The 21,998-nt window shown below is 57.9% G+C and carries 24 protein-coding genes and 4 pseudogenes; 9 read left to right on the forward strand and 19 right to left on the reverse strand.

Features of this window, described 5'->3' with window-relative positions; all coding sequences use genetic code 11:
* Positions 1 to 9: 9 nt before the first annotated feature.
* Positions 10 to 354, forward strand: coding sequence for a type II toxin-antitoxin system RelE/ParE family toxin (locus AXF19_RS00360; protein WP_066843505.1), 345 nt, complete (start codon positions 10 to 12; stop codon positions 352 to 354).
* Entirely contained in the window at positions 351 to 533 is a 183-nt protein-coding gene (locus AXF19_RS00365) for an XRE family transcriptional regulator (RefSeq protein WP_066843508.1), read from the forward strand. Before AXF19_RS00360 ends, AXF19_RS00365 begins: the two co-directional genes overlap by 4 nt.
* 86 nt (positions 534 to 619) lie before the next feature.
* Here the strand turns inward: AXF19_RS00365 and AXF19_RS00370 are convergent, their stop codons facing one another.
* The 7 genes from AXF19_RS00370 to AXF19_RS00395 all read right to left on the reverse strand — a co-directional run bounded on the left by AXF19_RS00370 (position 620) and on the right by AXF19_RS00395 (position 8,083).
* Complete coding sequence (locus tag AXF19_RS00370) at positions 620 to 1,282, reverse strand: hypothetical protein (RefSeq protein ID WP_066843516.1); 663 nt, start codon at positions 1,280 to 1,282, stop codon at positions 620 to 622.
* Positions 1,251 to 2,828, reverse strand: coding sequence for a tetratricopeptide repeat protein (locus AXF19_RS00375; protein ID WP_066843518.1), 1,578 nt, complete (start codon positions 2,826 to 2,828; stop codon positions 1,251 to 1,253). The genes AXF19_RS00370 and AXF19_RS00375 overlap by 32 nt, the downstream gene beginning before the upstream one ends.
* 187 nt (positions 2,829 to 3,015) lie before the next feature.
* Positions 3,016 to 4,122, reverse strand: coding sequence for a hypothetical protein (locus AXF19_RS00380; protein WP_066843520.1), 1,107 nt, complete (start codon positions 4,120 to 4,122; stop codon positions 3,016 to 3,018).
* A 2-nt stretch (positions 4,123 to 4,124) separates the two neighbouring features.
* Positions 4,125 to 5,636: an AAA family ATPase gene (locus tag AXF19_RS00385; protein WP_066843527.1), complete on the reverse strand. Its 1,512-nt coding sequence runs from the start codon at positions 5,634 to 5,636 to the stop codon at positions 4,125 to 4,127.
* 27 nt (positions 5,637 to 5,663) lie between these two features.
* Complete coding sequence (locus AXF19_RS14485; protein WP_172837336.1) at positions 5,664 to 5,813, reverse strand: hypothetical protein; 150 nt, start codon at positions 5,811 to 5,813, stop codon at positions 5,664 to 5,666.
* Positions 5,814 to 5,984: 171 nt separating this feature from the next.
* Complete coding sequence (locus AXF19_RS00390) at positions 5,985 to 7,328, reverse strand: MATE family efflux transporter (protein ID WP_066843530.1); 1,344 nt, start codon at positions 7,326 to 7,328, stop codon at positions 5,985 to 5,987.
* Complete coding sequence (locus AXF19_RS00395; protein WP_066843533.1) at positions 7,325 to 8,083, reverse strand: YdcF family protein; 759 nt, start codon at positions 8,081 to 8,083, stop codon at positions 7,325 to 7,327. The genes AXF19_RS00390 and AXF19_RS00395 overlap by 4 nt, the downstream gene beginning before the upstream one ends.
* Positions 8,084 to 8,201: 118 nt before the next feature.
* Between AXF19_RS00395 and AXF19_RS00400 the strand changes: the two genes are divergently transcribed.
* Complete coding sequence (locus tag AXF19_RS00400) at positions 8,202 to 8,546, forward strand: cupin domain-containing protein (RefSeq protein WP_066843536.1); 345 nt, start codon at positions 8,202 to 8,204, stop codon at positions 8,544 to 8,546.
* Positions 8,547 to 8,612: 66 nt separating this feature from the next.
* Here the strand turns inward: AXF19_RS00400 and AXF19_RS00405 are convergent, their stop codons facing one another.
* The 8 genes from AXF19_RS00405 to ftsE all read right to left on the reverse strand — a co-directional run bounded on the left by AXF19_RS00405 (position 8,613) and on the right by ftsE (position 17,000).
* Positions 8,613 to 9,827 (reverse strand): ABC transporter permease, encoded by a 1,215-nt coding sequence (locus AXF19_RS00405; RefSeq protein ID WP_066843539.1) that lies wholly within the window; start codon positions 9,825 to 9,827, stop codon positions 8,613 to 8,615.
* Positions 9,817 to 10,536: an ABC transporter ATP-binding protein gene (locus AXF19_RS00410; RefSeq protein WP_066843544.1), complete on the reverse strand. Its 720-nt coding sequence runs from the start codon at positions 10,534 to 10,536 to the stop codon at positions 9,817 to 9,819. The genes AXF19_RS00405 and AXF19_RS00410 overlap by 11 nt, the downstream gene beginning before the upstream one ends.
* A 15-nt stretch (positions 10,537 to 10,551) precedes the next feature.
* Positions 10,552 to 11,658, reverse strand: a complete 1,107-nt coding sequence (locus AXF19_RS00415; protein ID WP_066843547.1) for an efflux RND transporter periplasmic adaptor subunit — start codon at positions 11,656 to 11,658, stop codon at positions 10,552 to 10,554.
* Entirely contained in the window at positions 11,655 to 13,061 is a 1,407-nt protein-coding gene (locus tag AXF19_RS00420; RefSeq protein ID WP_066843550.1) for a TolC family protein, read from the reverse strand. The genes AXF19_RS00415 and AXF19_RS00420 overlap by 4 nt, the downstream gene beginning before the upstream one ends.
* Positions 13,062 to 13,156: 95 nt before the next feature.
* The gene (locus AXF19_RS00425) at positions 13,157 to 14,302 is read right to left on the reverse strand and encodes a S41 family peptidase (RefSeq protein ID WP_066843553.1); all 1,146 of its coding nucleotides are present in this window, start codon (positions 14,300 to 14,302) and stop codon (positions 13,157 to 13,159) included.
* A 17-nt stretch (positions 14,303 to 14,319) separates the two neighbouring features.
* The gene (locus AXF19_RS00430; RefSeq protein WP_066843556.1) at positions 14,320 to 15,435 is read right to left on the reverse strand and encodes a murein hydrolase activator EnvC family protein; all 1,116 of its coding nucleotides are present in this window, start codon (positions 15,433 to 15,435) and stop codon (positions 14,320 to 14,322) included.
* A gap of 1 nt (position 15,436) precedes the next feature.
* Positions 15,437 to 16,324: a permease-like cell division protein FtsX gene (gene ftsX, locus AXF19_RS00435; protein WP_066843559.1), complete on the reverse strand. Its 888-nt coding sequence runs from the start codon at positions 16,322 to 16,324 to the stop codon at positions 15,437 to 15,439.
* Complete coding sequence (gene ftsE, locus AXF19_RS00440) at positions 16,314 to 17,000, reverse strand: cell division ATP-binding protein FtsE (RefSeq protein ID WP_066843561.1); 687 nt, start codon at positions 16,998 to 17,000, stop codon at positions 16,314 to 16,316. Before ftsE ends, ftsX begins: the two co-directional genes overlap by 11 nt.
* Before the next feature lie 136 nt (positions 17,001 to 17,136).
* Between ftsE and AXF19_RS14825 the strand changes: the two genes are divergently transcribed.
* Together AXF19_RS14825 and AXF19_RS00445 are read left to right on the forward strand one after the other, a co-directional pair.
* The gene (locus AXF19_RS14825) at positions 17,137 to 17,262 is read left to right on the forward strand and encodes a secretion protein HlyD (protein WP_084784844.1); all 126 of its coding nucleotides are present in this window, start codon (positions 17,137 to 17,139) and stop codon (positions 17,260 to 17,262) included.
* A 76-nt stretch (positions 17,263 to 17,338) separates the two neighbouring features.
* Complete coding sequence (locus AXF19_RS00445) at positions 17,339 to 17,716, forward strand: YbaN family protein (protein ID WP_066843564.1); 378 nt, start codon at positions 17,339 to 17,341, stop codon at positions 17,714 to 17,716.
* On the opposite strand, the pseudogene AXF19_RS15920 reads toward AXF19_RS00445, so the two are convergent.
* Positions 17,702 to 17,809: pseudogene (locus AXF19_RS15920) on the reverse strand (secretion protein HlyD); the annotation flags it as partial. The gene AXF19_RS00445 and the pseudogene AXF19_RS15920 sit on opposite strands and share 15 nt — an antisense overlap.
* 150 nt (positions 17,810 to 17,959) lie before the next feature.
* Between AXF19_RS15920 and AXF19_RS00450 the strand changes: the two are divergent.
* On the forward strand, positions 17,960 to 18,715 hold the full coding sequence (locus AXF19_RS00450) for an esterase family protein (protein ID WP_066843567.1): 756 nt from the start codon (positions 17,960 to 17,962) through the stop codon (positions 18,713 to 18,715).
* A 14-nt stretch (positions 18,716 to 18,729) separates the two neighbouring features.
* Positions 18,730 to 19,926, forward strand: a complete 1,197-nt coding sequence (locus AXF19_RS00455) for an ATP-grasp domain-containing protein (RefSeq protein ID WP_066843570.1) — start codon at positions 18,730 to 18,732, stop codon at positions 19,924 to 19,926.
* A 36-nt stretch (positions 19,927 to 19,962) separates the two neighbouring features.
* Here the strand turns inward: AXF19_RS00455 and AXF19_RS00460 are convergent, their stop codons facing one another.
* The 3 genes and pseudogenes from AXF19_RS00460 to AXF19_RS00470 form a co-directional block, all read right to left on the reverse strand.
* On the reverse strand, positions 19,963 to 20,613 hold the full coding sequence (locus AXF19_RS00460) for a class I SAM-dependent methyltransferase (RefSeq protein ID WP_066843573.1): 651 nt from the start codon (positions 20,611 to 20,613) through the stop codon (positions 19,963 to 19,965).
* Entirely contained in the window at positions 20,613 to 21,245 is a 633-nt protein-coding gene (locus tag AXF19_RS00465; RefSeq protein WP_066843576.1) for a hypothetical protein, read from the reverse strand. Before AXF19_RS00465 ends, AXF19_RS00460 begins: the two co-directional genes overlap by 1 nt.
* A 79-nt stretch (positions 21,246 to 21,324) precedes the next feature.
* Positions 21,325 to 21,576, reverse strand: a pseudogene (locus tag AXF19_RS00470) (MBL fold metallo-hydrolase); the annotation flags it as partial.
* A gap of 37 nt (positions 21,577 to 21,613) precedes the next feature.
* Here AXF19_RS00470 and AXF19_RS14830 point away from each other — a divergent pair.
* Positions 21,614 to 21,742: pseudogene (locus tag AXF19_RS14830) on the forward strand (secretion protein HlyD); the annotation flags it as partial.
* A 132-nt stretch (positions 21,743 to 21,874) separates the two neighbouring features.
* A pseudogene (locus tag AXF19_RS15925) lies at positions 21,875 to 21,998 on the forward strand (ABC transporter substrate-binding protein); the annotation flags it as partial.

Here is a 21,998-nt window from a genome sequence, read left to right on the forward strand (position 1 = left end):
GGAATACTGATGAATGTTATCTTCTATCAGAAAGAAGATGGAACAGAACCGGCAAAAGAGTTCTTAAAAGGACTTGATCCTAAAATGCGAGCAAAAGTTGCTCGTACTGTCAATCAGCTGATTACAGCGGGACATAGTCTACGCCCTCCGATTTCAAAAAATCTTGGTGATGGCATAATGGAACTCAGGACAATATTCGGCAACAATATTTCTCGTGTTTTATACTTCTTTATGGTTGGTGATACTGCCGTTCTCACAAACGGGTTCATTAAAAAAACACAAAAGACACCTCCGGAAGAAATAGACCGTGCAAAAAGATACCGAGATGACTATAAAAGGAGGAATCCATCATGACTACATGGTTAGAGTTCTTGGAAGAACAGCTAAAAGACCCTGAGTTTAAGCGGGAGTATGATACGCTTGAGGATTGGTATCAGGAAGAACTTGCGCAGCAGCGTGCATTGAATCACGATAATAAAGGTTCTGCTTCCCCTGCTTCAGATCACGATGCGTCGCGTATAGCCTATGCTTAAAGGAAAAAATCTATTGAAATACCAAACAGGGCAGATGCAGAGGTGATGAGCCTCCGTATCTGCCCTGTTCTTTTATTTTCATATGATTAAAGATAGTCGGCAATGCTGTGATTCTCTAGGGATGCGAGGGTAACAAGCCGCAGCTTTTGCAATTCCGCCTCTATAAACTCGTATGTAGACTGACCGATGAAATGCGCCACGAGAAGCAGGAAGAGGCGCATGTTGCTTAACCCCATCATCTTGTCCCATTCAGCTGCATTTTCCAGATCTGTTGTATCTCCATTCGTCAGACAGATTTGGAAAGATTTTCTACCACGATTGATAAATACCACATCTGAAATACCTACGTATGGATTCCAGTTTGCATTTCCACTCTCTCCTAGTAGATAAAGACCTTTATTTGTGAATATAATCTCCTCGTTGTCAGAAAACAAGTTTGGATTTGTCGTTCCTCCAACAACGATTTCATTACGTTCCATAATGCCCTTGCGAATCCACTCTCGATCAGATGTGATATTGGGATTCACTTCATAGGTATAGCCATTCTTCCAATAACCTTCTTCCTCCCATAGAATTTTTCCCGACTTCAATCGCCCAAGAATCAGTGTAGAGCAGAGTTCAGCCATAACATGAGGATTGATAAGTTGTTTACACAGCCATTTCTTTGCAGGTTGAATCCCCTCGTTCATCGCCTTGACATACCACTCCCACGCCGAGTCAAGGTCTTTCGCAATGCCTCCCTTCTTCATAGCAACGCGCCAGATTATACATCCCCCAACCGTAACCAGCTTCTGCTGATTTCCAATAATACTCGACTGCCTTTCTATCATTGTGCAGCCCATATTCTTCCGAGGAGCGAAGTATCCCCTGCATATACAGTGCTTCACCGCTCCCCCGTTCAGCGGCACGCTTATACCAGAATCGTGCTTTTGCATAATTGCCTTCATCGAAGCAATACTCTCCTAAGCGGCATTCTGCCTCTGGAATTTGTTTATATGCCGCCTTTTCATACCACTCCTTTGCCTTCACCTCACTCTGCGCCACGCCTTCGCCATACTCGTAATCCATTGCCAAATAATACATAGCGTAGCCATTTCCGGCCTCGGCAGATTTCCGATACCACTGTGCGGCAATCGACACATCATGTGGAACCCCCTTTCCTGCATCGTACAGCAATCCCAGTCTGCACATGGCATAAGAATTTTCTAATGCAGCAGATTTCTCATACCATTTTATCGCTTCGCCAATATCCTCCCCTGTTCCCTCACCGTCACGATAGCAATCTCCTAGCCACCACATCGCCCCATCATGCCCCGCACGTGCCGATTTCTGAAACCAGTCAAACGCTTTTTCTAAATCTTGCTCAACAACCTCCCCCTCACGGTATCGGACGCCCATCCACCACATAGCATCAGCATCACCAAGTTTTGCTTTCTTTTCTGTCCACCGTATCGCACTTCTATAGTCTTCAACCTCTTTAAAATGTGTTTCTAAGCGATCCATCGCCCCGACATTGCCCTGATTTCCCGCCTTCACCAAGAGGCGAATCATATCCTCTTCTTTGCCCTGATTTTCATAAAGCTCCGCAAGGGCAAAAAGGGCATCGTCATAGCCGAGGTCGATTGCCTTTTGATAGCACTCGATGGCTTTCTTATCCTTTCCCTTCTCCTCGTACTGCTGTCCCTGCTCGAAGTATCTGCGTGGCTCATCCGCAATGGTTTCCAGATATTTCTCATCAAAGGGTACATCAACAAAACGAATCCCGAGTGTCTCAAAATCGACTGCCGTCTTGCTGTCAATCACAGCGACGGCTTTCCCGACACCGAGATAGGTCTTGTTCTTCACGTTTAATGGGATACGGAAACTCGCATTACACAGGATAATCTCCTGTGCGCCCTCCTTGATGAGCCTGTCCAAATCACTCTGCTCAAACGTAGCGAACTCCGCCATATCGCAGAGAATTTGATTCGTCGTATACTGACTGAGGCGATGGCGACGCTCCTCACGCCTTTGGATTGTTTGGACGGTCTTTGTGTCCACGTTCTCGGTTGGAACATCTGTGACGCCGAGGATGGTGCAGAGGCGCTGTGCGAGGTCGGGCGCGTTCCCATCGAGTGCGCCGACCTGCTCCGCCTCGGCGGGCAAATAGTGATCCTCAAGCCAGATTTTCAGCTTGCCGTTATGGAACTGGGCAATGATCTTCTCGATGTCGAAATACGTGCGCACTTCCTCGATGTTGCTGCGCGCCTGATAGCCGTCCTTTAAGTCGAGTGGGAATTTCACTTTTCGCGCCATGATATTACTTCCTCCACACTTTATAAACAGAGCGCCCCTTCCACCGCTTACGCGGTCCCCCTCCCCCGCTGCGGCAGGGGAGGCTTTTAGACTGCGCCATATTAGCTTCCCCCGTCCGAGACGGGGCCTGTGCGCGGAACGCGTAGAAGTGGCGAGCGCAGCGAGCCGATAGGGGCACCTCATTCTCTCAATCAAATATGCTCAATATCGCCCTGCCAAAGCTCTTCACGGTCTGCACCGCCTTGGTCGCGACCTTGTGCAGTCCCTCGGCGACCTTCGTCACGACAGGGCGGATGACCTTGAATCCCTCGTAGACGGCAGAAGCGATCTTCTTGCCGGACTGACTGCTGATGGCAGAGGCGACCGCCGTGCCGAGGACGGGTCCGACGACGGGAATCGCGGTAAGCACACGTGCGCCGATGCCCTTCGTGCAGAGGTCGCCGATGGCAGCAGAGGCGATGCGCCCCATGCGGTCAACTGCCGCCGCAACGCTGATCTTGCCGCTGAAGACCTGCGAGGCTGTGCGCACGCTCTCGACGCCCCAACAGGCAATATTTGTGAGTACAGGGAGCGGCGTCGCCTTCTTGATGAAGGGGATGATGCCGCGCTCGACGGCGACGTAGAGCGAGCCCGTCGCGACCGCCTTGATGCCGCAGTCGTTCTCCGAGCCTGTCTGCTCCTCGGCGAGGTCAATGCCCGTATTGAGCGGTTCACCGTCCTCCCCCTCAGCGTATCTCAGCCCTGTGTCAAGGGCCGCACCGCCGACGCCAGCGAGCACAGCCTGCTCCGCGACGCCCTGCGCGGCGACCTTGACGGGGATGGGCTGCCATGCACCGCCGCCCGCACCGTCCGGCACGCGCTCCTCGATGGTGGCGGGCAGCGTCTCGACCTCCTGCGGGCTGTGCAGCGCCCGATGCACCTCGTTGTTGCCCGCAGCAAGCGCAAGCTGTGCCTCGGCGAGGTAGCGCGCACGCTCCTCCTCTGTCGCGCCCGGTACGGAGAGCAACTTTTCCTGCAGCCACGCCTCCTTTGTCCCGCCCGCGCGGCAGGTCTCATCGATCTCGCTCATGCTCTCGGTGAACTGATCCACGCCGTCCATGATGGAGGAACTGAGTTCCCCCGCCGCCTCTGCAGTCATGCCGCCGACGCGCTGAATGAACTCCTCACCGAGCCAGACAACTGTGCTTTTTTCCTTCGGTTTCTCCATCCATGAGGAGAGCATTTCCTTCGCGACGGAGAAAAGTCCCTTCGATTCCTCCGTGCGGAATCCCTCCATACGAATATCCTGTGCCATCTCTACGCCTCCCGCGATGCGTTCGTGAATTTCTTCGACTTGTACGTCTTTGCCATACTCTCGATGGCATCCTTCATCGTCTCGGAGATCGGATGCGTCCGTCGGATTGCCGCCTGCAAATCCTCCGTCGTGACGTGCTCCTTACCCGCGACAAATGCAGCCTCGATGCCGTCGCGCACGACGCTCTCGATGTCCGCCCCGCAATAGCCGTCCAACTTCTTTGCAAGTGCGGCGATGTCGATCTGCGCGAGATCCTGACGGCGGCGCTTGCCGATGTGGAGGCTCGCGATCTTCTCCCGCTCGCTCTGGTTCGGGAAGTCCACATAGAAAATCTCATCGAAGCGTCCCTTACGCATGAGTTCGGGCGGGAGATTGGAAATATTGTTCGCGGTCGCGACAACGAAGGCCAGGCTGTCCTTTTCCTGCATCCACGTGAGGAAGCTGCCGAAGAGACGCGTCGTCACCTCGGAGCTGCCCCCCTGTGCGCCCGCACCTGCAAATGCCTTTTCCAGCTCGTCGATCCAGAGAACGCAGGGAGAGCTCGCCTCCGTGAGTTGGAGCGCGCGGCGCATATTCGCCTCGGACTCGCCGACATACTTGCCCATGAGCCGCCCCATGTCCATGCGCAGGAGCGGCACCTCGAACATGGTCGCCGCCGCCTTTGCCGTGAGCGACTTGCCGCATCCAGGCATGCCCGCGATGAGGACACCCTTCGGGATGTCCACGCCGAACTCCTTCGCACGGCGTACATGGTGGAAGATCTGCGCCTTCGTCCGCAGCCAATCCTTCAGATTCTCAAGCCCGCCGATGTCGTCCACGGTCTCATGCACCGTCACCATCTCGAGGATGCCGGACTTCTTGATCATCTGCTGTTTCTGACGCAGCACCATCGGCAGATCGCCCGCGTCAAGCTGTCCATCCTCGCTCACGGCGAGCGAGAGGATGTTGTCTATCTCCGTCTCGGTCAGCCCGCGCAGGTGCATGGCAAAGCTCTCGAGCAGATCCTCCACAGGTGTGGAAAGTCCGAGGTTCTCGAGAAAACGAAGGATGTGCGCCTTGATCCGCTCGGGACTGAGATAGTCGAGGCTCATCAGGGTGATATACGGTTCGAGCGGGCGCGGGATCGTGCCGAGGGGCGCGACAAGGACGACGGTGCAGTCATCCATCTCGCCGAGCGCGATGCGCTCCGCGAGGTAGCGCAGACGCGAGACGATCTCGGGATCCTCGAGCATTCCCTCCACATCCTCGAGCACGAGGATCTTGCGCGCAAAATTCTGCTCCCGCAGCACCGTATCAAGCGAGGCACGCAGGTCGGAGGCATATCTGATGCCCGCTGCTGCGTCCACATATCCGCTGTGCATGCTCCACTCGATGAGCCCGCGCCCCTTCTGCACGGCGAGTTCTGCAAGAATGCTGCGCACCTTGCCATGTTCGAGCGTGTCGATGTAGAGCAGCGGCAGCCCCGCATCCATATACTGCTCGAGCTCCTTGCGAAATACCGGCTGATCTGTCATGATGTTCCCTCATTTCTGCTATGCATCTCAATACGTCCGATTGACCACCCATGAATGCGGCTGATTGCCCGGCTTGCGCGGACATTTCCCGGGCTGCGGACGTCCCGCCTGCATGCTCTTCTGCTCCTTCTTGCCGCAATAGGTGCACATATACTCGGTCATCTTCGGTGCTGCCATGATCATTCATCCTTTCATACAGCGTGCGCGCGGCGCACTTATCCACAGCTTTCCTCTGTCCTCTATGATAGCACTTTCCACCCCCCCGTAAAGACATTTTACATACAAAAAAGAGCATTTACGCGCGCTTGAAACTACGTGTAAATGCTCTTTCTTATGACTGAGAAAATTTTAGGACGCGTGGCGCAGCGTGCGCTCCGTCCAAAAATATGCAATCGTGACGGGAATCGCCGCGCCAATCCATGCGAGCGGATTTGCCATACACGCGCCGAGGAAGCCGAGCGTGCCACAGAGAAAGATGGCAGCGCCCGCGCGCATGACGAGCTCCATTGCGCCCGCAATGGTCGGGATAACACTCTGCCCGAGTCCCTGCAATACGTTGCGGTAGACGAGGAGCAGTGCGAGAATGATGTACGCCGAGCCGTTGACGATGAGGAACATGTGCCCGTAGGCAATGACCTCCGTAGCGCCCTCCGCATCCGCCCCGACGAAGAGCTCCAGAAAGAATGTGCCGAATGCGATCAGGAGGATACCTATGCCGACGGCAAACGCCATCGACATTTTGAGGCACGCACGCACACCCATGCGGATGCGCTCATATTTCTGTGCGCCGTAGTTCTGCGCCGTGTACGCCGCCATTGCATAACCGAACGAGAGCATGGGCATGACAGCGACGGCATCAATCTTCTGCGTCGCCGCGTATGCTGCGACGGGCAGCGCACCGAGGTTGTTCAGCGCGACTTGCAGGATGATCGCGCCGATGGCGATGACGGAGGACTGAAACGCCATCGGCAGCCCCATCCTGAGATGCGCCATGAGGACTGCTCCGCTCGGCTTCCAGTCCGATAGGCGCGTATGCAGCGCGGGCACACGCCAACGGATATAGATGTAGAAGAGGAGTGCGCCGATTGCCTGCGAGACGACGGTCGCGAGCGCCGCGCCCGGAATCCCCCACCCGAGGACGAGGATTGCGACCGGCTCGAGCGCAATGTTGATCCCGAGCGTGACGGCGAGCAGAATCGTCGGCGTCTTGCTGTCGCCGAGCGCGCGGATGAGACAGTTTTGCAGATAGAGCAGGATGAACACGATGAGCCCTGCAAAGATGATAGAGATGAAGTCATACGCGCCGTCCAAAATCTCGGGCGGCGTCTCCATCAGGACGAGCAGCGTCCGCGTCAGCGGCAGGACAATCGCGGTCAGCGTGAGCGCAACTGCAACGCCGAGGATCATGCACGCCGCCGCACTCTGCCGCACGCCCGCACGGTCGCTCGCGCCAAAGCGCTGCCCCGTGTAGATCGTCACGCCCGTGCAGAATCCGATGATGAAGCCGAGCGCGAGGAACATGAGACTGCCCGTACAGCCGACCGCCGCAAGCGCATTCACACCGAGGAAGCGCCCGACGATAAGCGTGTCGACAAACGAATAGAGCTGCTGCATCATATTCCCCGCAACGAGCGGCAGGGCAAAGAAGAAGATGAGCCGCGTCGGATCACCCTCCGTCAGATTCTTCGTCATTCCAGATACCTCGTCACAAAGATGCGCAGCTTCTCCTGTAGAAAGACCGTATTCGTGAGAAGCGCACCCGCATTCGGCGCGAATTTGATCAGATAGAGCTGTGGATTGCCGCTCACCCAAAAATCGGCGGGATACGGCGTGACCACAATGCCCTCATGCTCGAAGTTGAGCACGGCGCGCGGCAGATGGAATGCCGAGGTTACGAGGATGGGATGGGCAAAGCCCTCCTGCCGCAGAATCTCCGCCGAGTAGCGCGCATTCTGCCCCGTTGTGAGACTGCGCCCCTCGACGTAGATCATCGTGTCGGGCACGCCGAGCGAGAGGAGGACGCGCCGCGCAATCTCAGCCTCTGAGCCCGTATCGCTGAACACCTGCCCACCCGAGACGAGGATCGGCAGATGATGCCGCTCATAGAGGCGGAGTGTCGTGAGAAGGCGCGAGGACGGACTCTGCGCGAGCATCCCCACGCCGTCCACATCCTGCACATCTGCAATCGCCCCGCCCCCGAGCATGACGATGACATCGCCCTGCGGCCGGGCAGGCACGTCATACGTGCGCTCTAGGCTTCCCATCAGGCGATCAGCAACGGCGCCGATCGAGAGGAGATAGAGAAGGAGTGCAGTCACGGCGGCAGCCCCCGCCGCACACCGTAGTCCGCGCTTTTTCCAGAGATAGACGGCAACCCCCACCATCGCGAGGATAAAGATCCCCGGCGGCAGAATCCACGCCGCCCCGAATTTCAAAATGTAAATCATAAAAAAGGAAAATACGCCTCCATCGCGAATATTTAGAATATAAAGCGAAGCACGTTCTGCGCGCTTCCCTGTTCATTCTATCAGAATCTGCGTGTATTTACAAAGGAGAGATTATTTCATGGCAATCATCGAATCCGAGCACATCGACGCCGAGAAACGCTTCGGCGGCAACGGCACGATCCACATTCAGAAGCTCATCGGCCCTGCGGAACTTGACGGCAAATGCGCGATGTATGCGCGCGTGACGATCCCGCCCCACGCGTCGATGGGGGTGCACAAGCACGAGGGCAATACGGAGACCTATCACATTCTATCGGGACGTGCACGCTACAACGACAACGGCACGGAGATGGAGATCGGTCCCGGCACGACGACGTTCTGCGCCGAGGGCGAGGTGCACGCCATCGCCAACGCCTCCGAGACCGAGGATCTCGTCTTTATGGCGCTGATTATCAATAAGTGACAGAATATGAAAAGCCCGCAGCGGAAATTTTCCGTTGTGGGCTTTTTGATTGGCTGAGTCCCCTATTTATTCATACCTGAGCGCATCGATGGGATCGAGCCGCGCGGCTTTGCGTGCGGGATAGATGCCGAAGAAGAGGCCGATGCCGACGGCAAAGGAGAAGGAAACGAGAATGGGCAGGATGTCAATGGTGGTCGTGAGCCCGCCGAACGCGCCGATTACCTTCGAGAGCGAGATGCCGAGCACGATGCCGATGATGCCGCCGACAATGCCGATGACCATGGACTCAATCATGAACTGCATGAGCACGTTCGAGGAGGTCGCTCCGAGAGCCTTGCGGATGCCGATCTCGCGCGTGCGCTCGGTGACAGAGACCATCATGATGTTCATGATGCCAATGCCGCCGACGAGCAGCGAGATGCTCGCGATAGAGCCGAGGAGCAGCGTAATCATATTCGTACTCTCGGCAAAACTCTCCATGATACTCGTCATGTTGCGCACGGTAAAGTCATCATCTGCGCCGCTACGAATGTGGTGACGCTGGCGCAGCAAATTCTCGATCTCCGCCTGCACCGTGTCCATCATCTCAGGAGAGGACACCTGTATATTGATCGAATGCACATGCGTGATCGCGAGCATGCGCTCCTGCGCCGTCGTGATCGGGATGTAGATCACATCGTCCTGATCCTGACCGATGGACTGCCCCTTGGACGCCGTAATGCCAATGACTTTGAAGGGCTGGTTGTCGATGCGGATATTCTTGCCGACGGGGTTCTCCGTGCCAAAGAGATTCGTGGCGACAGTCGGCCCGATGACGGCGACACGGCTGCGCTTTGCCATATCATTCGCCGTGATAAACGACCCGTTCTCGACCTTGAGTGAGCGGATCTGCATCAGCTCCGGCGTAACGCCCTCCACCGTCGTATTCCAGTTGAGATTCCCGTTCACCACCTGATAGGCACCGGAGACCGAGGGGGATACGTAGTCAATCCCTTTGATCTTGCTCTCAATCGCCTTGGCATCATCGTATTTCAGCGACTTACGTGAACCCGCCTTGCCGCGCACGCCGCCGTGATTGGCGGAGCCCGGCATAACGATGAGCATATTCGAGCCGAGACTCGCAAAGGAGTCCGAGACGCTCGTACGCACGCCCATGCCGATGGAGACCATCGCGATAACCGCACCCACGCCGATGATGATGCCGAGCATCGTGAGGAGAGAGCGGAGCTTGTTCGCGAGGAGGGCGTTCAGTGCCATGCCGAAGCATTCCTTAAACAACATCCATCACGACCCCCTTCCCCTCGTCGCGCATGATCCTGCCGTCACGGACGAGCAGCTGGCGACCCGCACGCTGGGCGATCTCCGGCTCGTGCGTGACGAGGATGATCGTATGCCCCTTCTCGTGCATGCGCTCGAAGATGTCCATGATCTCCGCCGTCGACTTCGTGTCGAGGTTGCCCGTCGGCTCGTCCGCCATGATGATATGCGGATCGTTGACAAGTGCGCGTGCAATGGCGACGCGCTGGCGCTGTCCGCCCGAGAGTTCGTTTGGCAGATGCTGCCCGCGATCGCCGAGTCCGACGGCTTCGAGCATTTCCTGCGCGCGCTCTGTGCGCTCGCGCCGCCCCGTACCCGCATAGACGAGGGGAAGCGCGACGTTGTCGAGCGCAGAGATGCGCGGGAGCAGGTTGAAATTCTGAAAGACAAAGCCGATCTTCTTGTTGCGCGTCATGGCAAGAGCATCGTCGCTGAGTCCCGCGACCTCCTCGCCGTCGAGCAGATACGAGCCCTCCGTCGGACGGTCGAGGCAGCCGAGGATGTTCATCAGCGTCGACTTCCCCGAGCCGGAGGGTCCCATCAGCGCAGCAAACTCACCACGCCCGATGTCGAGATCGATCCCGTCGAGCGCCGCCAGCGTCTCCCCGCCGATGCGGTAGAGCTTGCGAATGCCGCGCAGACGGATGGTCGCGGGCATTTCTTTTGCTTCCATCGAAATCCCCCCGTATCAGAACGGCGGCGGGCCACCCGCCTGTATACTCATCGGGACGATCTTTGCCGTATAGGTGCTGACGACGCGCTCACCCTCGCTGAGTCCCGAAAGGATCTCGACATACTCGTCACTGTAGATGCCCGTCTCCACATAGCGCGTCTCCTGCGTGCCATCCTCCTGCAGGACGAGGACATACGATCCCGCTGCGTCCGTCTTGAGCGTGGAGAGCGGTACGACGAGCGCATTGTTCCGATCTGCTGTGTTGATGACGACGCGTGCCGTCATCGCCGGCAGGAGCAGATTCTCGGGATCGTCCACATCGAGAGTCACATAGTAGTAGATGACGCTCGTCCCCGATGAGGAGGACGAGGCGGACGAACTCGTATCCCATGTGTTCGTCACATCGGTCTGCGAGATCTTCGAGACGCGCGCCGTGAATTTCTTATCCGTATAGGCATCGACGGTAAACGTCGCCTCCTGCCCGACGCGGATGCTGCCGATGTCGGTCTCGTCCACCTTTGCCTTGATCTGCTTCTTCGATAGGTCTGCAATACGCATGATGACAGTCGGGTTGTCCGATCCCTGCACTGCCATCGTCCCCGCCGTCTTCGGCTCCCCGACCACGACGCCCGAGATCGGCGCAGTGATGATGGTCTCATTCACATCGGAGTCGGCTTCCTCGAGCGTGGACTGCGCCGTATCGTAGTTGTACTCCGCATCCTCGAGATCGGATTTCGACTTCGCGCCGATGCTCTCAAGGTAGCTCATGCGGTTATATTTCGCGCGCGTATTCGTGACGCGGTACTGCGCCTGATCGCGCTTCGCCTCGTAGTCCTTGCCGTCGAGGGTTGCAACGACCTGCCCCGCCGTGACCGTATCGTTCTCCTTCACGAGCACGGAGCTGATGCGCGCCGTAATCTTCGAGCTGACCTCGACCGAGTCCACGGGGCGGATCGTCCCTGTCGCTTCGACCGTGGACTTGATGTCCATGCGCTGCACGGTCACTGTCTCAACCGCCTGTGCCGCATTCTCTGCCGCACTCATCGTATAGTAGGCATAGCCGCCGCCCGCAATCAGGGCAGCTGCGAGGATGCCGACGCCGAGCATCGTCCTCCGTTTCATGGGTTCTCCCCCTTCTGTATCGCGGCAGTCGAACCTGCCTCGGTATATGCCGCCTGTGCTGCCGCGCGCTCCTCCTGTGTTACGGAGGGAAGGCCCGCCGCTGCCGTGCGCTCGCTCTCCGTAAGCTCCTCGCCCATGAGATTCTCAACCTGCGCACGATAGCGCGCGTAGTCATAGCGCGCACTGATGGCGTTCGTCTCTGCCGATGCGAGCGCGGTCTGTGCGTCGATGATGTCGAGCAGAATGCCCTCGCCCGCACGGTAGCGCTCGCTCGCGATGTGGTAGTCCTCACGCGCCTGTGCAACGGCGTTCCCCGTCGAGGTGAAGCGCTTCTCCGCCTCGCGCATATTGAGGTATGCCTTGCGGAGGTTCAGATCAATTGTCTCCTCCGCCTTCTGTACGTTCAGCAGGGCAATATCGCGCTCTGCCTCCGCCTCCTCGATTGCCCCGCGCGTGACGCCGCTGTCAAAGATGTTCCAGCTGACGCCGACGGACGCAGACACATCGCTGCTCGAATCATGGCGCGGCTGAAACTGACTCGAAAGCCCCGTGCCGAGCGTGAGGCTGACGGTCGGTTTCTTCCCCGCCTTCACACTGTCCACCGCCAGCTCGCGCTGGCGCAGCTTCGCACGCTCCGCCATGAGATCGACGCGGTTGCGATAGGCGTAGGAAATGCAGTCCTCCATCGGCTTCTCAAAGGGCTGATATGTGACCTCCGTCGTGAGTGTCAGAGGCTCTGTGCGCGCGATGTTCATCAGATTGCGCAGGGTCGCGAGGTTCACCTCGTAGCTATTCTCCGCGCTGATGAGTTCCTGCCGTGCGTTCGAGAGCTCCACGGAGGAGCGGAGCACGTCGATCTTCGCCTGCGCACCCGCGTCATAGAGCGCCGTGACATTCTTCAGATGCGCGTCGTATTTGTTCACCGTGTCGCGCTGCACCTCGACCTTTTTCGATGCCTCCACCGCACCCCAATAGGCGACGATCACTTCATATTTCAGATCCTCACGCGCACGCTCGGTCATGAGACGCGCCGACTGCGCGCCGATCTCGCCGGACTCGATATTCGCCTCGTTCGCACCGCCGCTGTAGAGCGGCAGTCGCGCGGAGAGGGATAGTGTGTTGCTTGCCTGCGCATCCTCGTCCTTCGACTTGCTCGTGCGCAGCGTATCGCCCGCCTCTGCCGAGATGCTGTTCTTCCCGCGCGCCTGTTTCAGCGCAGCGTCCGCAGAGCGCTCGCCCTCCGCAGTGATGCGCAGCCCCGTATTCGACGCGAGCGCCATGTCGATTGCCTCCGTAAGTGTGAGGCTCATCGCGTGCGCGGGCAGTGGCATGAAAAGAGCGGTACTCAGGGCGAGTGCTGCAAATGCGCGGTAGCACTGCCGCCTGCGCTTCTCTCTATACATAAAGTCCTCCTCTAGTAGGTAAAACGTCCATATAACAATGCGCCCATGCTAACGCAAGGGCGCTAAGTCCTTCTTAGAACGCAGTTATTTTTCTGTTAGAGACTTGGATGCTCCTCCAAGTATTTTTTGGCCGCCTCGAACTGCACATCCTCGGTATCCGTCGGCGTGCGCTCGACCACGATGTCGGGCGTGATGCCCGTGCCGTCGATGGAGCGACCGTTCGGCGTCACATACTTTGCGATTGTGAGCTTCAGTCCGTCCTCGTGGAAGAGTGGCAGAACGGCCTGCACCGAGCCCTTGCCATACGAGGTCGTGCCAATGATCGTCGCCGCACCCGTATCCTGCAATGCACCCGCAAGGATCTCCGAGGCGCTCGCGCTGTTCTCGTCGATGAGTACGGCGATGGGGTATTTACGCGCCGAGAGTGAGGAGGTGTAGACCTCCTCGTCGCCATCGCGGTCAATGACGGAGACAATCGTGCCCGCCGGTACTACCTGCTCGGCGACGGCAACACAGCTCGTGATGAGCCCGCCCGGATTCTCGCGCAGGTCGATGATGAGCGCGGTCATGCCCTCGCCCGCGAGACGGTTCATCTCGCTCGTGAATTCCTCACCCGTATGCTCTGCAAAGGAGCCGATACGAATGTAGCCGATCGCCGTGCCCTCGACCATTGTACCGCGTACGGACGCAACCTGTATGATGTCCCGCGTGATCGTATACTCCTCTTCGCGCCCATCGCGCAGAATGCGCAGGACGACCTGCGTGCCCGCCTCGCCGCGAATGCGCAGCGCGACCTCCTCGCTGCGCAGTTCGCTCGTCGGCACACCGTCCACGGCGATGATCTCATCGCCCGCGCGCAGCCCTGCCGCCTCGCCGGGCGTCCCCTCGAGTACGGAGATGATTTTGACGATATTGTCCTTGAAGCCCATCGTCACGCCGATGCCGCCGAACGAGCCCTCCGTATGCGCGCGCAGTTCCTGGAACATCGTTGGGGGCATATAGATAGAGTGCGGATCACCCAAGGACGCAACCATGCCGTCGATTGCGCCGTCGATGAGCGCCGTCGTATTGGGTGGATTCACATAGCGCGCCTGAATGAATTGCATCACGCCGAAGAAGCGCAGGACATCGTCCGCATAGAGTCCTGCCGAGCGCAGGAGCGCGCCCGCCGCAAATACGGTCAGCATGCTCCCGAACAGTGCGGACAAGACGATGATGCAACCTAATTTTTTTCTGTTCATATTCTCTTTCGCTTAAATTATAGATATCCGAGCGGGTTCACAGGTTCGCCGTTGACGCGCACCTCGAAGTGGCAGTGCGGTCCCGTGGAGTTGCCCGTGGAGCCGCACTCGGCAATCAGCTCGCCCTGCGCGACGCTCTGCCCCGTACTCACGAGAAGTGCCTGACAGTGCCCATACAGCGTCGAGATGCCGCCGCCGTGGTTGATGATGACGGCGTTGCCATAGCCCGAGATCCAGCCCGCATACTCGACCGTCCCCGCCTGTGCGGCGTAAATCGGCTCGCCGTAGTCGCCGCCGATGTCGATGCCGCTGTGGAAACTCTGCGCGCCCGTGATGGGGTGCGTGCGCCAGCCAAAATCCGAGGTAATCTCCCCCGCGAGCGGCCAGAGCATCGCGCCCGAGCCCTGCACGGGCAGATTCCTGAGCCCGCTGCGCTGCAGCATCTGCGTGATGCGCTCGGATGCCGCACGGGACTCGTCCTGCTTGCGGTCGATCGTCGCCTTGTCGTACTTCATCTGCTCAATGAGCGCCTGCTGCTGCTCGACCTTGTCCTCCATCGCAAGGCGCGCCTCGCGCGCCTTCTTCTCGAGCGGCTCCTGAGCCGCACGATCCTTTTCGAGCTCCTCCTGTAGCGCGCGCAGAGCACTCCGCTGGGTGAGCACCTCGTGCACGAGGTCATAGTCCTGCTTGATGACGCGCTTCAGGAGATCCATGCGCGTGAGGAAATCCGAGAAATCCTTTGCACCAAAGAGCACATCCACATAGGAGATCTGCCCGTTGATGTAGATATCGCGCACGCGCCTCCCCAGCGCCTCGCTCTTGCGGTCGAAGTCCCGCTCGGCGACTTCGAGCTTCTCCTCGTTCTCCTCGAGGCGCTCGAGCGTCGCATTCAGCTCCGCGCGGCGTGCCCGATGCTCTGCGATCGCTGCACTCGCCTGCTCGTCGAGGAGACGTTTCTGCTCGGAGAGCGAGTCTATCTTGCCCGCAAGCGCCTCGCTCTGCCGCCCCAGCTCCTCAACCTCGGCGTCATAGCTGTCGCGCTCCTCCTCGAGCGTTGCCGCTGCGCCCTGCCCTGCGGCAAGGAATACGGCGGCAAGCGTCGCTGCGAGCGTCTTTTTCAAACCTTGTTTCATATTACACCTTCAGGAAACGCTTGAGCGAGACCCACGCCCCCACCGCCCCAATCGCCATGCCGAGCCCGATGATGACGAGGCTCACATAGTTCATAAACGGGTACTGCGGGATCAGCGGGAAGAACGCGAGTGTATCGTAGACCTTGCTCGTCACACCCGCGTAGAAGCTGCGCAGGACGACCGCCGAGATCAGCCCGCCGATGCAGCCGAGCACAATGCCCTCGAGCACGAACGGCCAGCGGATGAACTCGTCCGTTGCACCGACGTATTTCATGATCGCAATCTCGCGCCGCCGTGCAAATACCGTCAGACGGATCGTATTTGCAATGATGAAGACGGTCGCACTGCCGAGCAGCAGGATGAGCAGCACGCCGAAGATACGCACGAGGCGGGTGATGTCAAAGAGATGCTCCACAACATCCTGCCCATATTTCGCCGACTCCACGCCGTCCATGCGCGCAATCTGCCGTGCGGCGGTCTCCACCATGTCCGGCTGACGCACCGTCACCTCATAGGCATTCGGCAGCGGATTCTTGTCGCCGAGCGCATCCAGCAGATACTTCTGCTCGCCGAGGCGATCCGCAAGGCGCGTGCGCGCCTCCTCACGACTGACGTATTGAACGGACTCGATCCCCTGCAGCGCGCGGATCTGCGCGCCGACCTCCTCCTCCTCGTCCTCTGTGAGATCGTCCTTCATATAGACGCTGATCTGTACCTGCGACTCAAGCAGGGATGCCGCGCGGTTCATGTTGAGCGCAAGGATGAGGAACACCCCGAGGATAAAGAGCGAGACCGCCACCGTTCCGACTGCCGCGAAGGTCATCCAGTTGTTGCGGCGCAGGGAGCGAAAGACCTCCTGCACATAGTATTCGGCGGTTCTAATCTTCATAGCCATATCCTCCGCGCTGCTCATCGCGCACAATGTGCCCGCCCTCGATGGCAATGACACGGCGCTGCATCGTGTCGACGATGTTCTTGTCATGGGTCGCCATGACGATTGTCGTGCCCGAGTCATTGATGCGCTTAAAGATGTCCATGATGTCCCAGCTCGTCTCGGGGTCGAGGTTGCCCGTTGGCTCGTCCGCGATGAGGATCGCGGGATCGTTCACAATCGCGCGTGCAATGGCGACGCGCTGCTGCTCGCCGCCCGAGAGCTGCGAGGGGAAATTGCGGTATTTGTCGCGCAGCCCGACCACGTCGAGCACCGCGTTCACACGGCGCTGGATCATCTGGCGCGGTGCCTCGATGACGCGCATCGCGAACGCCACATTCTCATAGACCGTCTTGTCCGACAGCAGACGGTAGTCCTGAAAGATGACGCCAAGCCCACGCCTGAGATACGGCACGTCCTTGACATCCATATTGACAACATCGTGACCGTTGACGAAGAGCTCGCCCTCCGTCGGAAGCTCCTCGCGAAAGAGCATCTTGATGAACGTGGACTTGCCCGCGCCGCTCACACCGACAACGAAGATGAACTCGCCCTTGCCGATCTCGATGCTCACGTGATCGAGTGCAACTGCACCGTTCTCATATATCTTCGAGACATTTTTCATGCGAATCATATATGTGTCTTATCCCTCTCCAAAACCAAATTCCCTATGAATTGGGAGTCCTAAAAAACCGCCTATTATTATACCACAAATCAAAAAAACTACAAAGGAATCACTGATAAAATGAAGTGCTCCGGATTGGCAGCAGATTTTTTGTCCTATCAAGAAGACAAACCGGACGCATAGCGGTGGCTATGTGGAGGATTTGTCGACACAGAGAGGGCGAAAAAGATGCGCCAAGTCGGCGGGACTGAATTTATCAGTGTTTCCTTAAACACTGCGTTGCCATTTTCTTCTTCTCATGCTATCCTCTTTGAGGTAAATGATTCTTATTCATAAGGAAAACTGTGATGATCCTAAAAAAAATTTTCTATGTCTCGCTCGGGCTCATCAGCCTCGGGCTCGGCATTCTCGGTGCATTTCTCCCGATCCTCCCGACCGTCCCGTTCGTCCTGCTCGCTGCATTCTGCTTCACGCGCGGCTCGCGCCGTCTGGATGCATGGCTGCGCACAACGCGCATCTACCGCCGGACGATGGTGCTCATGCAGAGCGGACGGCGCGGCATGACCATCGGGCAGAAACTCCGCATCATGCTTCCCGTCACGACGCTCATGGGCATCTCCTTCCTGCTGACCGACCATCCGCACGCGCGCATGGCGATCAGTCTCATGTGGTTCCTGCACGTCATCTTCTTTGTCTTTCGCGTGCCGACGCTAAGGAAGCACTGATAAATTCAGCACCGTCATCTTAGCGCATCTTTTTTGCCCGCACTTCGTCGGCAAATCCTCCACATAGCCTCTGCTATGCGTCCGGTTTGCCTCCTAGTTCGGACGAAAAAATCTACGCCAATCTGACGGACTTCATTTTATCAGCGATTCCCTAAAAAAAGAGGCGTGAGTATTCCGTTTGACAAAACGTATGCTATTCGTTAGAGTATATATGATAGCAAACGGAACGTCAGGGAGGTTTTTATGACAAGCTGCAAAGAAATCAACTGGCACAGCACGCGGCTCGACCGCATGATGAATATACGTGTCTACGGAAAGTCTGCGGGCGTACCCATCCTCGTCTTTCCAACGCAGGACGCGATGAGTGACAACTTCGAGAACTTCGGCATGATCGAGGCGCTGGCAGACGATCTCGCACGCGGACGCATTCAGCTCTTCTGTGTGGACACCGTCGACACGGAGACGTGGTCAAACCACTGGGGCGATAAGGTGTGGCGCGCGCATCGGCAGGAGCAGTACTATGCCTATATCATCGACGAGGTCGTCCCCCGCATCTACGTGGAAAATACGAGCAAGCGCCTCCCCATCGCCGCAGGATGCAGTCTCGGTGGACTGCACGCCGCAATCGTCTTCTTCCGCCGTCCCGATCTCTTCGATGGCGTACTCTCGCTCTCGGGCGTCTACGATGCGAAATTTTTCACCGACGGCTGGACGAACGAGGTTCTCTACGACAACTCGCCGCTCGACTTCCTTGCGAATATGCCCGGCGACCATCCCTATATCGACCTCTACAACCGACGGCGCATTGTACTCTGCGTCGGACAGGGACGTTGGGAGGAGGAGGGTCGCCGCACGACAGCGCTCATGGGTGACCTCCTCTACAGCAAGGACATCCACGCATGGGTCGATTTCTGGGGCTACGACGTCGATCACGATTGGGTCTGGTGGAAGAAGCAGTTCGTTTACTTCCTCCCCTTCGTCCTACGTGAGCAGGCGTGAAATGAGGTGAGCACATGAACTTTATCTTTGTTTCCCCGCAGTTCCCGCGCGTCTACTGGAACTTCTGCGACCGTCTGAAAAATAAGGGCGTCAACGTGCTCGGCATCGGCGACACCCCCTACGATCACCTGCATCATGAGGTGCGCGAGTCACTGACAGAGTACTACTTCGTTCCCTCGCTCGCCGACTACGACCAGATGCTGCGCGCCGTTGCATTCTTTACATTCAAATACGGACGCATCGACTGGATCGAGTCGAACAATGAGTACTGGCTTGAGAGCGATGCGCGTCTGCGCACGGACTTCAACATCCGCACGGGCTGGCAGAGCGGCGATATGGATCACATCAAGAACAAGTCCGCAATGAAACCCTTTTACAAAAAGGCGGGCATTCCGACCGCGCGCCTCGTGAAGGTCACGACGCTTGCCGCCGCCGAGGAGTTCCTCGCGGAGGTCGGCTATCCCGTCATCGTAAAGCCGGACACGGGCGTCGGCGCAACAGATACCTACCGCATCGACAATCACGATGAGCTGCGCCATTTCTACGCTTCAAAGCCGACCGTGCCCTATGTCATGGAGGAGTTTGTCACGGGCGACATCTGCTCCTATGACGCCATCGTCGACGCGGACTCGAATCCGATCTTCGAGTCCATGACCGTCTGGCCGCCGTCTGTCATGGACATCGTGCTCTATCAGCTCGACCTCTCCTACTACACGACGGATCGCGTGCCCGACGCGCTGCAGAAGGCGGGACGTGCCACGCTCAAGGCGTTCCGCGTGCGCAGCCGCTTCGTTCACCTCGAGTTCTTCCGCCTGACGCAGGACAAACCGGGACTTGGGAATGTCGGCGACTTCGTCGGACTCGAGGTCAACATGCGCCCCGCCGGCGGCTACACGACGGACATGATGAACTTCGCCCACTCCACCGATGTCTATGAAATCTGGGCGGATATGATTACGGCGAACCGCCGCCTCCTCCCCGACAGGAACGAGCATTGCTACTGCGCGTATGCGAGCCGCCGCGACTTCCACCGCTACGTACACACACACGAGGAGATCCTGAGCCGCTATGCGGGCAAGATCGTCATGTGCGAGCGCATGCCCGAGATGATGTCGCCGCAGATGGGAAACCAGATGTATACGGCAAAGCTGAGAGGACAGGACGAGACGAACGAATTCATCCGCTTCGTGCAGGAGCAGCAGAGCTGCTGACATAAAAAAAGACTGCATACGCAGTCTTTTTTTATGTCATCGAACGCCGCGCACGGCGATCCAGTATTCGCCCTCTTTGAAATGCGTCTCCACCACCGCAAAGCCCGCCGCACGGAAGAGCCGCTCGAACTCCTCCGGCGTCGGATTCGTCAGCGCGTAGCCCGCGATCTTCTCGCAGATGCTCTCAGGCAGATCATCCCGCTCGTAGATCTCCGCGAGCAGGAGGAACGTGCCGCCCTTCTTTATAACGCGCGCAACCTCTTTCAGGCACTCCTCGGGATTCGGCCAGAAGTAGAAGCTCTCCACGGTCACCACCGCATCGAAATGCTCGTCTGCAAACGGAAGATGCTCCACCGAACCGTGCAGGATCTCCATGCGTCCCGCCTCGATCAGAGGCGCATTGAATGCACGCGATGCCTCCACCGAGGTCTCGGCGTAGTCGATGCCGACGAGATGTCCCTCGGTGACGCGCTCCGCCATCCGCGCGAGCGTATTGCCGCCGCCGCAGCCGATATCGAGCACCGTATCCCCCGCATGGAGGTCTATGTGCGAGAGTCCCCAGTCCACGAGTCGTGCATGACTCTCATTCATGCGTGCGAGCATTGCACGCCCTGCCTCCCCCTCGGGGCGGCGCGGATTCCCCTCCGCCGTCACGCGATCCGTTTCACGCCAGTCTGTATTTGCCATCATTCTACCCCCATCGTCTGTTTCGACAGATCAAAGCCGAACTGCATCGGGTCGGCAGGATCCCAGATGCGCGTCTCCTCGTTGTAGCGCACGGGCACATAGAACGTCACCGTGCCCACGGGCTCGAGCGCGCGATATGCCTCCGCTGTCGCCTCGACTGCCGTCTTGCGCAGCTCCTCGGGCGTGCCGTCCAGCTTCATCCGCTGACGCATGAGCGAGGATGCCTTCTCGCGCGCCGCCTCCATATTGAACCGCGTCACCGTCACCTCGACCATCGCCTGCTCCCGCCCCTGCTCCGTGACCGCTGTCTCAACCGTAGCAGTGCGCAGGGACTCCATATAGGCATCGCCAATCTCTGCCGCCTCCTCGGGGGAGAGCATCGCGCCCGAGGTCTGCAGGGCATTCGAGAACGCAGCCTTCATATTGAACGAGTCCGTCGGTGCACCATACGAGACGAGCTTCTTCTGTGCCTCCTCATCCTGCCGCACAAACGCGTCGCAGTAGAGCTTGATGCTCTCCGCCGCGTCCGCGCGCTCCATCCGTCCGAACGTCGCCACATAGAGCGCCGCCAGAATCGCAGCGACAAATATGCCGACGAAGATCACGGGGAATCGAATCTTTGATGAAATCACCTATTTATCACTCCTCTATTATATTCTATCGCACAAAGCGCCGCGCCATATTAGCGCAGCGCTTTATTTTATCTTTTTCCTATGCTATCCCTTCCCACCAATGCGGGAAGTCGGCGGGATTCTCCATATCCACCGCCTCACCGATGCGCGGTGTGACCATCCGATAGGGACGCCCTGCGCTCTCCTTCAGCAACTCTCGGTACGGTTCCTGCCATGTGTGGAGCGCGAGTGCGAATTTGCCGCCGTGCGCGGGAAGCAGGACGCGTGCACGCACGTCCTCCGCCGCCTGCGCCGTCTCGTTCGGCAGCATGTGGATCGCATGCCACTGCATAAGGAATCACTGATAAAATAGACCCTCAGATTGGCGTAGATTTTTTCGTCCGAACAAGGAGGCAAACCGGACGCATAGCAAGGGCTATGTGGAGGATTTGCAGGCGTTGTGCGGGCAAAAAAGATGCGCTAAGATGATGGTGCTGAATTTATCAGTGCTTCCCTAAGAGTCCCCTATACGAAAAGAAGCCGCTGTACGGGGTTTTCCCTCGCACAGAAGCTCCTCTTTTCGCATCTTTTAGGAATCACTGATAAAATGAAGTCCGTCAGATTGGCGTAGATTTTTTCGTCCGAACTAGGAGGCAAACCGGACGCATAGCAGAGGCTATGTGGAGGATTTGCCGACGAAGTGCGGGCAAAAAAGATGCGCTAAGATGACGGTGCTGAATTTATCAGTGCTTCCTTTACTGTTCCTCAGATCCC

This window comes from Selenomonas sp. oral taxon 126 (assembly GCF_001683335.1).
GTDB lineage: Bacteria > Bacillota > Negativicutes > Selenomonadales > Selenomonadaceae > Centipeda.